Annotated in this window: 14 protein-coding genes and 1 pseudogene; 7 read left to right on the top strand and 8 right to left on the bottom strand. The window is 72.3% G+C overall.

Going from position 1 to position 12378, the window contains the following annotated elements; genetic code table 11:
* Positions 1-39 precede the first annotated feature (39 nt).
* Positions 40-477, top strand: a complete 438-nt coding sequence (locus AB0B01_RS22785) for a sec-independent translocase (RefSeq protein ID WP_361721982.1) — start codon at positions 40-42, stop codon at positions 475-477.
* A 168-nt stretch (positions 478-645) separates the two neighbouring features.
* The gene (locus tag AB0B01_RS22780) at positions 646-1398 is read left to right on the top strand and encodes a hypothetical protein (protein WP_361721979.1); all 753 of its coding nucleotides are present in this window, start codon (positions 646-648) and stop codon (positions 1396-1398) included.
* Positions 1399-1500: 102 nt separating this feature from the next.
* Here AB0B01_RS22780 and AB0B01_RS22775 read toward each other — a convergent pair whose 3' ends face one another.
* The 3 genes from AB0B01_RS22775 to AB0B01_RS22765 all read right to left on the bottom strand — a co-directional run bounded on the left by AB0B01_RS22775 (position 1501) and on the right by AB0B01_RS22765 (position 4687).
* Positions 1501-2634, bottom strand: a complete 1134-nt coding sequence (locus AB0B01_RS22775; RefSeq protein ID WP_361722072.1) for an Mrp/NBP35 family ATP-binding protein — start codon at positions 2632-2634, stop codon at positions 1501-1503.
* A gap of 69 nt (positions 2635-2703) precedes the next feature.
* Entirely contained in the window at positions 2704-3231 is a 528-nt protein-coding gene (locus AB0B01_RS22770) for a DUF1003 domain-containing protein (RefSeq protein WP_361722069.1), read from the bottom strand.
* Positions 3232-3415: 184 nt separating this feature from the next.
* The gene (locus tag AB0B01_RS22765; RefSeq protein WP_361721976.1) at positions 3416-4687 is read right to left on the bottom strand and encodes a CBS domain-containing protein; all 1272 of its coding nucleotides are present in this window, start codon (positions 4685-4687) and stop codon (positions 3416-3418) included.
* 232 nt (positions 4688-4919) lie between these two features.
* On the opposite strand from AB0B01_RS22765, the gene AB0B01_RS22760 reads away from it, so the two are divergent.
* The gene (locus tag AB0B01_RS22760) at positions 4920-5714 is read left to right on the top strand and encodes a hypothetical protein (RefSeq protein WP_361721973.1); all 795 of its coding nucleotides are present in this window, start codon (positions 4920-4922) and stop codon (positions 5712-5714) included.
* Between the two features lie 83 nt (positions 5715-5797).
* On the opposite strand, the gene AB0B01_RS22755 is transcribed toward AB0B01_RS22760, so the two are convergent.
* Together AB0B01_RS22755 and AB0B01_RS22750 are read right to left on the bottom strand one after the other, a co-directional pair.
* Positions 5798-6310 carry a hypothetical protein gene (locus AB0B01_RS22755; protein ID WP_361721970.1) on the bottom strand — a complete coding sequence of 171 codons (513 nt, stop codon included), beginning with the start codon at positions 6308-6310 and terminating at the stop codon, positions 5798-5800.
* A gap of 31 nt (positions 6311-6341) precedes the next feature.
* Entirely contained in the window at positions 6342-7457 is a 1116-nt protein-coding gene (locus AB0B01_RS22750; RefSeq protein ID WP_361721967.1) for a magnesium and cobalt transport protein CorA, read from the bottom strand.
* Between the two features lie 403 nt (positions 7458-7860).
* Here AB0B01_RS22750 and AB0B01_RS22745 point away from each other — a divergent pair, with 403 nt between their 5' ends.
* The 4 genes from AB0B01_RS22745 to AB0B01_RS22730 all read left to right on the top strand — a co-directional run bounded on the left by AB0B01_RS22745 (position 7861) and on the right by AB0B01_RS22730 (position 10788).
* Positions 7861-8445 (top strand): suppressor of fused domain protein, encoded by a 585-nt coding sequence (locus AB0B01_RS22745; RefSeq protein ID WP_361721964.1) that lies wholly within the window; start codon positions 7861-7863, stop codon positions 8443-8445.
* A 61-nt stretch (positions 8446-8506) separates the two neighbouring features.
* Positions 8507-9148 carry a DUF6758 family protein gene (locus tag AB0B01_RS22740; protein ID WP_361721961.1) on the top strand — a complete coding sequence of 214 codons (642 nt, stop codon included), beginning with the start codon at positions 8507-8509 and terminating at the stop codon, positions 9146-9148.
* A 116-nt stretch (positions 9149-9264) separates the two neighbouring features.
* Complete coding sequence (locus AB0B01_RS22735) at positions 9265-10131, top strand: PHP domain-containing protein (RefSeq protein ID WP_361721958.1); 867 nt, start codon at positions 9265-9267, stop codon at positions 10129-10131.
* A 51-nt stretch (positions 10132-10182) separates the two neighbouring features.
* Positions 10183-10788 carry a MarC family protein gene (locus AB0B01_RS22730; RefSeq protein WP_361721955.1) on the top strand — a complete coding sequence of 202 codons (606 nt, stop codon included), beginning with the start codon at positions 10183-10185 and terminating at the stop codon, positions 10786-10788.
* 78 nt (positions 10789-10866) lie between these two features.
* Here AB0B01_RS22730 and AB0B01_RS22725 read toward each other — a convergent pair whose 3' ends face one another.
* From AB0B01_RS22725 to AB0B01_RS22715, 3 genes and pseudogenes are all read right to left on the bottom strand, one after another.
* A complete protein-coding gene (locus tag AB0B01_RS22725) occupies positions 10867-11019 on the bottom strand; it encodes a hypothetical protein (protein ID WP_174250346.1) in 153 nt (50 codons plus the stop codon).
* Between the two features lie 84 nt (positions 11020-11103).
* Positions 11104-11961: an alpha/beta hydrolase gene (locus tag AB0B01_RS22720; protein WP_361721952.1), complete on the bottom strand. Its 858-nt coding sequence runs from the start codon at positions 11959-11961 to the stop codon at positions 11104-11106.
* A gap of 88 nt (positions 11962-12049) precedes the next feature.
* Positions 12050-12378: pseudogene (locus AB0B01_RS22715) on the bottom strand (hypothetical protein); the annotation flags it as partial.

Here is a 12378-nt window from a genome sequence, read left to right as displayed (position 1 = left end):
GGTGCGGGCCCGCAGTGAAGACAGCCGAGGAGCGGCAAGGTGTTCAACGACATAGGCGCACTCGAACTGGTCACGATCGTGGTGCTCGCCATTCTCGTCTTCGGTCCGGACAAGCTGCCGAAGGTGATCCAGGACGTGTCCGGGTTCATCCGGAAGATCCGCGCGTTCTCGGACAGCGCCAAGCAGGACATCCGCTCCGAACTCGGCCCGGAGTTCAAGGACTTCGAGTTCGAGGACCTGAACCCGAAGACGTTCATCCGCAAGCAGCTGACGGAGAACGAGGACCTCAGGGAGATCCGCAGCAGCTTCGACCTCCGCAAGGAGCTGAACGAGGTCACCGACGCCGTCAACAGCCGGGAGACCGCACCCGCCTCCGGGGCCTCCGCCGTGACCGCCGCCACCGGCCCGGACCTGCTGAAGAAGCCCGCGGCCCCGGCCGTCGACCAGCGCGCCCCCTTCGACGCCGACGCCACCTGAGGCGCGGCCTGCCAGGCGATCCCGGGTCGGATGGCTATCCTCCATGAGTCCGGACCCGGGACGCCCGAGGGTTTGGGGGTCCCCCAGCGGAGTGAGGGGGAGGGTCCCCCCAGCGAAGCGAGGGGGGGAGGGCCGGCTCCGGACCCCACGCAACGAGAGGCCGCCCAGATGGAGACGACGAGCAGCAGCCGGGTAGCGACCCAGCCCGCCGAAGCACCCGCGCCCGCCGCCGAGCCCGCCGCACCTGCCGCACCCGCCGCGCCGGCTCCTGCATCCCCGCAGGCGCCGCCCGAGGCCGCCCCGGAGGCGGCCACGCCCGTCCCGACGGCCCGCCGGACGGCCCAGGGGTACCTGCGGGCCGAGTTCCCCTGGTACGGGCTGGACGGGGCCTTCACCGGCCCTCGCTGGCTCATGCAGGTCGGCACCGGAGCCGACGGCACCGTCGAGCACGGATCCACCGGGCACGGCGACGAGCCCTCCGTACGCGGGGAGCTCGCGACGGGCGAGAAGGAGCGCTTCGCGGTGGTCGTCACGGTCGCGAGCAATCCGCTGCGCCGCAGCAGCGACGGCACCGGCACCCTGGAGGCCACCTCGGTGTCCTCGGCGGCCTGGTTGGCCGGTTCCGGGCTGCTGGCCTACAGCTGGCCCGGCCAGATGGACCACACCCTGCGCAACGACTGGCTGGAGCAGCAGACCGAGGCGGCCTGGGAGCTCGCCGACGACCTCGACGGGCCGGACTGGTCGACGCTGTCGCTGCCGGTCGACGGCGAGCCGACCCCCTTCCACTACCGCGAGTCGGAGTTCGGCTGGGTACTGGCCGGCTCCACGCGGGGCGGCGTGCACCTGGGCGCCTACGGGCGGGGCATGAGCGCGTACGGGCTCGGCTTCTCGGTGATCGGCGACCTGAGCGCCTACGAGTAGGCGGCGCGCGGGACGTACCGGGCGAACGGCAAAGGGCACCGCCGACCAGCGGTGCCCTTCACACGGCTCACACGGCGCGGCCCGGGTCCGGGCCGCCGCCCCTCAGAACTTGTTGCGCGGGGTGATGCCCAGCGACATGCCCGCGAGCCCGCGTGCGCGGCCGCCGAGCTTGCCCGCGATGGTGCGCAGCGCCGCGCCCGCCGGGGAGTCCGGGTCCGACAGGACGACGGGCTTGCCCTCGTCGCCGCCCTCGCGCAGCCGGACGTCGATCGGGATGGAGCCCAGCACCGGGACCGTCGCGCCGACCGTCTTGGTGAGGCCGTCGGCGACCTTCTGGCCGCCGCCCGTCCCGAACACGTCGACCATCTCGTCGCAGTGCGGGCAGGGCAGCCCGGCCATGTTCTCGACCACGCCGACGATCTTCTGGTGGGTCTGCACGGCGATCGAGCCGGCCCGCTCCGCGACCTCGGCCGCGGCCTGCTGCGGGGTGGTCACGACCAGGATCTCCGCGTTGGGCACCAGCTGGGCCACGGAGATCGCGATGTCGCCCGTACCCGGCGGCAGGTCGAGCAGCAGCACGTCCAGGTCGCCCCAGAACACGTCCGCCAGGAACTGCTGCAGGGCGCGGTGCAGCATCGGCCCGCGCCACACCACCGGGGCGTTGCCCGGGGTGAACATGCCGATGGAGATGACCTTCACGCCGTTCGCCGACGGCGGCATGATCATGTTCTCGACCTGGGTGGGGCGGCCGTCCACGCCCAGCATGCGCGGCACGCTGTGGCCGTAGATGTCCGCGTCCACGACGCCGACCTTCAGGCCGTCCGCCGCCATCGCCGCGGCGAGGTTGACGGTGACCGAGGACTTGCCGACGCCGCCCTTGCCCGAGGCGACCGCGTAGACGCGGGTCAGCGAGCCCGGCTTGGCGAACGGGACCTCGCGCTCGGCGGTGCCGCCGCGCAGCGAGGCCGCCAGCTCCTTGCGCTGCTCGTCGCTCATCACGTCCAGCGTGACGGCCACCGAGGTGACGCCCGCGACCTTCTCCACGGCCTCGCTGACGTTCTTCGTGATGGTCTCGCGCATGGGACAGCCCGACACCGTCAGGTAGACCGTGACGGCGACGGCGCCGCCGTCGCCGATCTCCACCGATTTGACCATGCCGAGCTCGGTGATCGGCCGGTGGATCTCAGGGTCGTTCACCGTCGCCAGCGCGTCCAGGATCGCGTCCTGCTCGGGCACGGCGGCGGAGCTTGTGTCGGTAGCCATGCCCCGATGGTACGGCTCGGTAGCCTGCCTCCGGAAAGGCCGCTAGCGGTCGCCTTCGTCACTCTCCGCCGGGAACAGCCGCCGCTCGTCCATCTCCTTGATCAGGTCCTGGAACTCCGAGCGGATCCAGTCGCGGGTCGCGACCTCGCCCAGACCCATGCGCAGCGCCGCGATCTCGCGGGTCAGGTACTCGGTGTCCGCGATCGAACGCTCGTTCTGCTTGCGGTCCTGCTCCAGGTTGACCCGGTCCCGGTCGTCCTGCCGGTTCTGCGCCAGCAGGATCAGCGGAGCGGCGTAGGAGGCCTGCAGCGACAGCATCAGCGTCAGGAAGATGAACGGGTACTGGTCGAAGCGCAGGTGCTCCGGCGCGAAGACGTTCCACAGCACCCACACGACGACGACCAGCGTCATCCAGACGATGAACCGGCCCGTGCCGAGGAAGCGCGCCACCCGCTCCGACAGCCGCCCGAAGGCTTCGGGGTCGTACTCGGGCAGCAGCGAGCGGCGCTTGGCCCGCGGCAGGTCCAGGCGGACCCGCGAGCGCGTCAGCGCACTCGACCCGGTGGCCAGCCCCGCCTTGGCCCGTTCGGCCCGCTCGGCGGCGCGGTCCGCCCGCTCCGCCCGCTCCGCCCGCTCGGTCCGCTCGGCCGCCTCTGCCACACCGTGCTCGCGGGCGTGCTCGCGCCGCTCCCGCCGCTCGCGCAGCTGCTCCCGGCGCCGCTCGCGGTCCCGCGCCTGGTCCCCGCGCCCCCGCTCACCGGCCACGGACGACCTCCTCGGAGTGGAAGTCCTTCTCGCGCCAGTCCTCCGGCAGCAGGTGGTCCAGTACGTCGTCCACCGTCACCGCGCCCAGCAGCGAGCCGCTCTCGTCGACCACCGGCACCGCGACCATGTTGTACGCGGCGAGGTAGCTGGTCACCACCGGCAGCGAGGCGTCCGGCGTCAGCGGCGGCAGGCCCGTGTCGACGATCGAGCTGACCAGGGTGAAGGGCGGGTCGCGCAGCAGCCGCTGGAAGTGCACCGTACCCAGGTACTTGCCGGTCGGCGTCTCGTCCGGCGGCCGGCACACGTACACCTGCGCCGCCAGCGCGGGCGACAGGTCCGCCTGCCGTACGCGGGCCAGCGCGTCCGCCACCGTCGCGTCCGGCCGCAGCACGATCGGCTCGGTCGTCATCAGGCCGCCCGCGGTGTTCTCCTCGTACGACAGCAGGCGGCGCACGTCCGCCGCGTCATCGGGCTGCATCAGCGTCAGCAGCCGCTCCTGGTCGTGTTCCGGGAGCTCCGAGAGCAGGTCGGCCGCGTCGTCCGGGTCCATCGCCTCCAGGACGTCGGCGGCGCGCTCCTCCTTCAGCTTGCCGAGGATCTCCACCTGTTCGTCCTCGGGAAGCTCCTCCATGACGTCCGCGAGCCGGTCGTCGTCGAGGGCGCTGGCCACCTCGGCGCGCCGCTTCGGCGTCAGGTGGTGCAGGACGCTCGCCACGTCGGCCGGGCGCATCTGCTCGAAGGTCGCCACCAGGTTCTCGGCGCCCTGGCCCTCCTCCTCCAGCGAGAAGCCGGTGACCGCCGACCACTCCACGGTCAGCGTCTCCCCGCGCCGGCGCAGTGCGCCGCCCTTGCCCTTGCGGACGAAGATCCGGTCGATCTCCCAGTCGCGGCGGGCCGGCAGCTGCTGGATGGCCACGTCCAGGACGGTGACCTCCTCGCCGGTCGAGACCAGCTTCACCCGGCGGTCCAGCAGCTCACCGAGGATCAGCCGCTCGGTGGGACGCTGTTCGAACCGCCGCATGTTGACGACACCGGTCGTGATGACCTGCCCGGACTCCACCCCGGTGACCCGGGTCATGGGCAGGAAGATCCGCCGTCGGCTGACCACCTCGACCACCAGGCCCAGCAGCCGCGGAGGCCGCCCGCCGACGCGCAGCATCGCCACCAGGTCGCGGACGCGGCCCACCTGGTCGCCGTTGGGGTCGAAGACGGGCACACCCGACAGATGGGAGACGAAGATCCGTGGGGCGCCACCGGCCATGCGAGCGCCTCCTCAAGCGTCGATCAACAGTCCTTGCGCCCCTCAGGCTAGCCCGTGCCCGCAGCGGACGCCCTGGCAGGCGGGTCCGCCCGGGCTGCCCGGCCGACCACCCCCCGGGTGCGCGGGTACGGGCGGGTACGCTGCCTGCTGCCCGGCAACGCTCCACGACGCTCCCACCCCGCTCGACCAGGACCCACCCGGCTCGACCGCGCACGACGAGAGGCACCTGCCCGTGACCGCCTACTTCCCCGCCGCACGGCTGCGCCGGGCGGCCTTCGTCGGTGTCCTGTGCGCGGGCCTGGCCGTCACCGGCACGGGCTGCGGGGCGGATCCCGACGAGGGCACGAACGGCGTCGGCAAGCTCTCCGCCGACCAGATCGAGGACAAGGCGAAGGCCGCGGCAGGATCCGCCGACTCCGTACACCTGTCCGGCACGCTCGTCAGCGGCGGCAAGTCCTTCACGCTCGACATGCGGCTCGGCAAGGACGGCGGCTCCGGCGAGGTCAAGTCGCAGGAGGACACCTTCCAGCTGCTGCGCGTGGGCGACCAGCTGTACCTGAAGGCCAGCGCGGCGTTCTGGGGGAAGTCGGACTCGGCGGGCAAGCTCGGCGACAAGTACGTGAAGGTCCCCCAGAGCGACCCCACCTACAAGCAGTTCCGCGGGTTCACCGACATGCACGTCCTGCTGGACGGGCTGCTCGGGCTCGACGGCAAGCTCGCCAAGGGCGACTACACCAAGGTCGGACCGACCCGCGCGGTCCAGGTCACCGCGGACCAGGGCAAGGGCGGCAAACTCTCGGTCTCCCTGCAGGGGACCCCGTACCCGCTGCGCATGGAGCGCGCCGGAGGCGCGGGGCGGGTGGACCTGACCGACTGGGGCAAGGCGTTCCCGCTGGACCCGCCCGCGCAGGACCAGACGGTCGACTACGGGTCGCAGCTGCCGACGACCAAGGACCAGGGCGGCGACTCCGCGCCGAGTCCGAGCCCGGGCAAGGGCTCCGGGCAGGGCGCGAACCCCACCAAGTAGGAGGAGCGGGGCGGGCCGGGAAGCAGGTGGGGCAGCCCGGCCGGCGGGGAAAGCAGCAGGAGCAGCCGGAGGAGCGGCCCCGGCTAGCGGGCCGCCTTCTTCCGCTTGAGCAGCAGCTTCGGCAGCCCGGCCGGGACCGGCCTGCGGGTGATCGCGGGCGAAGCCGGCGGGGCGGCGGCCAGCGAGCCGCTCGGCAGGTCGGTGCTCGCCGCCACCGGCTCCAGACGCAGCAGCCGGCACTCGCGCGCCCAGCGGTCGGTCATCTCCTCCGAGTCGGGCGCGTTCAGCCGCTTGCCCTTGAGCTCGGCCACCGCCGCCTCCCACGCCTCGCCGCGGGGTGTGAGCTCCCGTACGGCCGCGGTCCAGGCCACCAGCCGGCCGCCCTTGTCCTTGCTGCGCACCGTCACCTCGGCGGAGCCCGCGTCGACGAGCCCAGGCAGCGGCTGCTCCCCGGGGCCGCCGCCCAGCACGTGGGCCGCGCCGTCCACCCAGGCGTGCCACAGGGCGCGGTCGGCCCCGGAGCCGCGGACCCAGATCAGGCCGGACTTCTTGGTGGCCTCCTCGACGAGGGCCAGGTCGAGCGTGCTGAGAGTCATGCCCACAGACTAGGCGGTGCCGTGCGGGGCCCTACAGCCAGCCGTGGCGGCGCAGGGCCCGGTGGATGGCGAAGCAGCTGCCGGCGATCGCGGCCATCACCATCGGATAGCCGTAGCGCCAGTGCAGCTCCGGCATGTGGTCGAAGTTCATGCCGTACACCCCGCAGATCATCGTCGGCACGGCGATGATCGCCGCCCAGGAGGTGATCTTGCGCATGTCCTCGTTCTGGGCGACCGTGGCCTGCGCGAGGTTCGCCTGGAGGATCGAGTTCAGCAGCTCGTCGAAGCCGACGACCTGCTCGTGCACCCGCGCCAGGTGGTCGGCGACGTCGCGGAAGTACTTCTGGATGTCCGGGTCGACCAGCCGCATCGGGCGCTCGCTCAGCAGCTCCATCGGCCGCAGCAGCGGGGCGACCGCCCGCTTGAACTCCAGCACCTCCCGCTTGAGCTGGTAGATGCGGCCCGCGTCGCCCCCGCGCGCACTGCCCTTGGCGGGCGCGGCGAAGACCGCGCTCTCCACCTCGTCGATGTCGTCCTGTACGGCCGCCGCGACCGCGATGTACCCGTCGACGACGTGGTCGGCGATCGAGTGCAGGACCGACGAGGGGCCCTTCGCCAGCAGATCGGGGTCGTCCTGCAGGCGGTGGCGCAGGCCCTTGAGGGAGCCTTGGCCGCCGTGCCGGACCGTGATGACGAAGTCGGGGCCGGTGAAGCACATCACCTCGCCGGTCTCCACGACCTCGCTGGTGGCGGTCAGTTCGGCGTGCTCGACGTAGTGGATCGTCTTGAAGACGGTGAAGAGCGTGTCGTCGTAGCGTTCCAGCTTCGGCCGCTGGTGGGCGTGGACCGCGTCCTCCACCGCGAGCGGGTGCAGGCCGAACGTGGCGGCGATCCCCGCGAATTCGGCCTCGGTCGGCTCGTGCAGCCCGATCCAGGCGAACCCGCCGTCCTCGCGGACCCTCCGCATCGCCTCACGCGGCGTCAGACACGCCGACCCGAGCGCGCGCCGGCCGTCGCGGTACACGGCGCAGTCGACGACCGCGCTGGTCGCCGACGGATCGCGGGTGGTGTCGTAGCCGGGCTGGGCGGGCGTGGACCGGCGCAGCGCGGGACGGACGGCGGCGCGCAGGTAGGGCAGCATCGACATGACAGGCTCCTTCGCACGCACGGCTGCGAACCGTACGGGTGGGAGGCCCTCCGTCTCGGACCGGCGGGCAGGGCCGGGCGTCCGGACGGAAGGAACAGGACGGGAGGACAAAGGTCTGCCGTCGCTCTTCGACCGATCAGAGGGCGATCACGAGGGATCGCCGGGTGATCAAACGGGGCGGTGCATGCCCCTGCGGGGAGTGGAAGAGCGGTTGGTACTGCACGATCGACTTCGATCCATTGCAGCCCCACCTCCTCCGGCCGGTCCCCCATGAGGGACGTCCTGTCTTCGGAGCCTTGAAACGCAGTTCTCCGCGCGGCCCCGATCAGCGATCAACACTATCAGCCGACGGATGGTCAAGACCCGCCCTTTACCCGCCTGATACGAGTTCTATGCTCGCTCCATGGCAGAAATTCTGGCTCTCGTCGAGGCCCGGCTGCGCAGTGCGCTCGGCGAACCCGACGCCCGCGCCTCCGTCACCTTCCTTGGGACCGACCGCATCGAGGTGCTCCGCTTCGCCGAGGGTGACCTCGTGCGGTACGCGACCCTGGGCATGTCCGCCCACCCGATGACCGACCCGACCGCCGTCGTCGCCGACCCGGTGCGCGGACCGCGCGCCGAGCTGGTGCTGACCGTGCGGGCGGGCCTCGCACCCACCGACAAACTCCTGCGGCCGCTCGCGGTGCTGGCCGCGTCGCCGCAGGTCGAAGGGCTGGTGGTGGCCCCGGGGGCGTCACTGGACGTGGGCGGGCCGCTGTGGGACGGCGCGCCCTTCACCTCCGTGCTCGTCGCGGAGCCGGGCGGGCTCGTGGAGGACCTGGAACTGGACGAGCCCATGGACCCGGTCCAGTTCCTCCCCCTGCTGCCCATGACGGCGAACGAGGCTGCCTGGAAGCGGGTCCACGGCGCCGCCGCCCTCCAGGAACGCTGGCTCGCGCACGGCACGGATCTGCGGGACCCTCTCCGTACCGCGGTGACGCTGGACTGACACATCCGGACGGGTGATCGCGCCTTGACGGCGCGCCGGGCGGGGAGGAGCGTGGCATCTTATGAGGGGCGAACCGAGTTGCCCGAAATGCGGTGGCCGGGTCAGGGCGCCCGGCCTCTTCTCCGACTCCTGGCAGTGCGCGGTGCACGGCGCGGTGTATCCCCTGCAACCCGTGATCCCGCCCAGCGTCGAGGGCTTGGGCGTGGTGGTGAACCGGGCCCAGGTGCCGGTGTGGATGCCGTGGCCGCTGCCGCTGGGGTGGCTGTTCACCGGAGTGGCGGCCGCCGGGGACGACCGCAGCGGGGGGCGCGGGACGGCGGTGGCCTGCTCGGGCCCCGGGCCGCTGGGCGGCATGGGTGAACTGCTGCTCATCGCGGAGGAACTGGGCGTCGGCCTGGGCGCGCGGTTCGCGGGGATCGACGGGCCGGACCCGGGGGCGTACATCGACGTGTCGTCCCCGCCCCACGCCAAGGTGGTGGCGGGGGGCCGGCCGACGCCGCTGTGGCACCTGAACGGCGTCCCGGAAGACCGGGCGGTCTTCGCGGGCGAGGCGCGCGGGATGTGGCTGTGGGCGGTGGTGTGGCCCGAGCAGTCGGGGCTGCTGATGTACGACGAACTGGTGCTGGCGGATCTGCGGGACGCGGGGGCGGAGCTCGAACTGCTGCCGTGTGGAGCGCTCAGCCCGCGGATCCTGGGGCCGTAGCCCCGGCCGGGCCGGTGTCCGGCCTGGCCCGCCCCGCCTGCGTGCCCGGTACATCCGGTCCTGGCGGAAGGTATCCTGAGGTGTCCCCCGTCACCGCTAACCCTGGAGCCACGGCCGTGCGCATCGACCTGCACGCCCACTCCACCGCGTCCGACGGGACCGACAGCCCCGCCGAGCTGGTCCGCAATGCGGCCGCCGCCGGGCTCGACGTGGTGGCGCTGACCGACCACGACACCGTCAGGGGATACCCCGAGGCCATCGCCGCCGTACCGGCCGGTCTCACCCTCGTACCCGGGATCGAGCTGTCCTGCCGGCTCGACGGCATCGGCGTGCACATGCTGGCGTACCTCTTCGACGCCGAGGAACCGGAGTTCGCCCGTGAGCGGGAGCTCGTCCGCGACGACCGCACCCCCCGCGCCCAGGCCATGATCGGCAAGCTGCGGGCCCTCGGCGTCGACGTCACCTGGGAGCAGGTGGCCCGCATCGCCGGCGGCGGCTCCGTCGGCCGGCCGCACATCGCCACCGCCCTCGTCGAGCTGGGCGTCGTGCCCACCGTGTCCGACGCGTTCACCGCGGACTGGCTCGCCGACGGCGGCCGCGCGTACGCGGAGAAGCACGAGCTCGACCCCTTCGACGCCATCCGCCTGGTCAAGGCGGCCGGCGGCGTCACCGTGTTCGCGCACCCCGGCGCCGCCAAGCGCGGCCACTGCGTGCCCGAGTCTTCGATAGCCGAGCTCGCCGCCGCGGGCCTGGACGGCATCGAGGTGGACCACATGGACCACGACGCCGACACGCGCGCCCGGCTGAGCGCCCTGGCCGACGAGCTGGGTCTGCTGACGACCGGTTCCAGCGACTACCACGGCAGCCGCAAGACCTGCCGCCTCGGGGAGTACACGACCGACCCCGAGATCTTCGGCGAGATCACGCGCCGCGCGACGGGGGCCTTCCCCGTTCCCGGCGCCGGTGGAGACGCCCGCGCCTAGGCGCCCTCATCTCTTCCCTGGAAACACCCCTCTCTCCTGCAAGGCATCACTGTGTTCGACTTCGCCGTCTTCGGATCCCTTTTTCTCACGCTTTTTGTGATTATGGACCCGCCGGGCATCACGCCGATCTTCCTCGCCCTGACCTCCGGCCGCCCCGCCAAGGTGCAGCGCCGCATGGCCTGGCAGGCCGTCTGTGTGGCGTTCGGCGTCATCGCCGTCTTCGGTGTCTGCGGCCAGCAGATCCTGGACTACCTGCACGTCTCCGTACCCGCGCTGATGATCGCCGGTGGTCTGCTGCTCCTGCTCATCGCACTCGACCTGCTCACCGGCAAGACCGACGAGCCGAAGCAGACCAAGGACGTGAACGTCGCGCTCGTCCCGCTCGGCATGCCGCTGCTGGCCGGGCCCGGTGCGATCGTCTCCGTCATCCTCGCCGTGCAGAAGGCCGACGGCTTCAGCGGCCAGCTGTCGGTGTGGACCGCCATCGCCGCCATGCACGTGGTCCTGTGGCTCACCATGCGCTACTCGCTCGTGATCATCCGGATCATCAAGGACGGCGGCGTCGTCCTCGTGACCCGGCTCGCCGGCATGATGCTCTCCGCCATTGCCGTGCAGCAGATCATCAACGGCGTGCTGCAGGTCGTGCACGGGGCCTGACCGGCACCTGGGCAGGCAAACGCCCCCCTGGCCGGCTCTCGGTCAGGGGGGCGTCGACGTCGTCGGTGGTGCGGAGTGTCAGGAGGACGCACTCTCGGCCGGTCGGATCAGAATGCGCTGGCCGATCGACGCGGCCTGCTGCACGATCCGGTTGACGGAGGCCGCGTCCACGACGGTGCTGTCCACGGCGGATCCGTCGACATCGTCCAGGCGCAGAATCTCGAAGCGCACGGGCTTCTCCCTTCGTCAGTGTTCTCCTTGCACTGTTCCAACGAAGTGTAAGAGGCAAACATTCCCTACGCTAAGGAAATTTTTTCACTCGCTAACGACCGACTGCCAGAACGCGGCCAGTGCACCCGCCGTGACCAGCGGGTTCTCCGCGTTCGGCGAGTGTTCGGCACCCGGCACCACCACGCGCTCAGCGCCGAGCCGATCTGTCATGTCGTCCATCAGCGGCACCGGCCACGCGTAGTCGACCTCCCCCGACACGACGAGCTTGGGCAGCTCCACCCGGCTCAGCTCCTCGACCCGGTCCGGCTCGGAGACCAGGATGCGGCCCGTGGCCATCAGCTGCTCCGGGACGGTGGCCAGCCAGCGCTCGCGCAGGAAGCGCGCCAGCTCGGGGGAGTCCGGGACCGCGTCCTGCGGATCGTGCGCACGCATCGCCGTCCAGATGCCGGCCATGTCCCCGCGCATCGCCTCCAGCGCCGCCACCAGCAGCTTCGTACGGGCCTGCTGCTCCTCGGAGATCGCCGCGGGACCGCTGCTCATCAGGGTGAGCGAGGCAAAGGGCGACGGGTCGCGCAGGACGGCGGCGCGGGCGATCAGTCCGCCCAGGGAGTGGCCGACCAGGTGGACGGGGCCCCCGTCGAGGGCCTCGGCCTGCGCGAGTACGTCCAGCGCCAGCTCCTCCAGGGCGTACGCCGCCTCCTCCCGGGGGCCGGGGCTCTCGTGCTGGCCCCGGCCGTCGACGGCGACGACCCGGTAACCGGCAGCCGCCAGCGGTTCCAGCAGGCCGATGAAGTCCTCCTTGCTGCCCGTGAAGCCCGGCACCAGCAGGGCGGTCCCCCGGGTCGGCGCTCCGGCCTCGTGCACGGCGAAAGCGCCCCGTGCGGTGGTGAGGCGGTACGCGCGGGCGTCGGACGGCAGCGTGAGGCGGGGCGGCTTGCTCATGGCCCGAGGTTACCGGCCCGTAGGAGTACGGCAACGGCCCCGGCCCCCTACGACAGGGGACCGGGGCCGTCGGTACGGCGGAGCGGGCCTACGCCTCGGCGACCTTGCGGGTCCGGGTGCGCTTCGGCTTCGCGGGAGCCTCCGCGGCCTCGGCGGCCGGAGCGGCCTCCGCGACCTTGCGGGGGCGGGTGGTGCGGCGGGCCTTGACCGGCTCGGAGGGCGGCGCGATCTGGAAGTCCGGTTCCGGGGCAGTCTCGGCGACCGCGACCTTGCGGGTGCGCTTCGGCTTGACCGGGGCCTCCTCGGCCACGGCCACCGGAGCGGCCTCGGCGGCCGGAGCGGCCTCCGCGACCTTGCGGGGGCGGGTGGTGCGGCGGGCCTTGACCGGCTCGGAGGGCGGCGCGATCTGGAAGTCCG

The sequence above is a fragment of the Streptomyces sp. NPDC044571 genome, assembly GCF_040647115.1.
Taxonomy (GTDB): domain Bacteria; phylum Actinomycetota; class Actinomycetes; order Streptomycetales; family Streptomycetaceae; genus Streptomyces.
The sequence above is the reverse complement of the archived record's forward strand: the minus strand, read 5'-3'. Positions and strand labels throughout refer to the sequence as shown.

Bases quoted from the DNA above. Each gene is read 5' to 3' on its own strand.
- AB0B01_RS22740 (WP_361721961.1), top strand. From the start codon at position 8,507: ATGAGGGGCGAACCGAGTTGCCCGAAATGCGGTGGCCGGGTCAGGGCG.
- AB0B01_RS22755 (WP_361721970.1), bottom strand. From the start codon at position 6,310: ATGACTCTCAGCACGCTCGACCTGGCCCTCGTCGAGGAGGCCACCAAG.
- AB0B01_RS22780 (WP_361721979.1), top strand. From the start codon at position 646: ATGGAGACGACGAGCAGCAGCCGGGTAGCGACCCAGCCCGCCGAAGCA.
- AB0B01_RS22750 (WP_361721967.1), bottom strand. From the start codon at position 7,457: ATGTCGATGCTGCCCTACCTGCGCGCCGCCGTCCGTCCCGCGCTGCGC.
- AB0B01_RS22745 (WP_361721964.1), top strand. From the start codon at position 7,861: ATGGCAGAAATTCTGGCTCTCGTCGAGGCCCGGCTGCGCAGTGCGCTC.
- AB0B01_RS22720 (WP_361721952.1), bottom strand. From the start codon at position 11,961: ATGAGCAAGCCGCCCCGCCTCACGCTGCCGTCCGACGCCCGCGCGTAC.
- AB0B01_RS22765 (WP_361721976.1), bottom strand. From the start codon at position 4,687: ATGGCCGGTGGCGCCCCACGGATCTTCGTCTCCCATCTGTCGGGTGTG.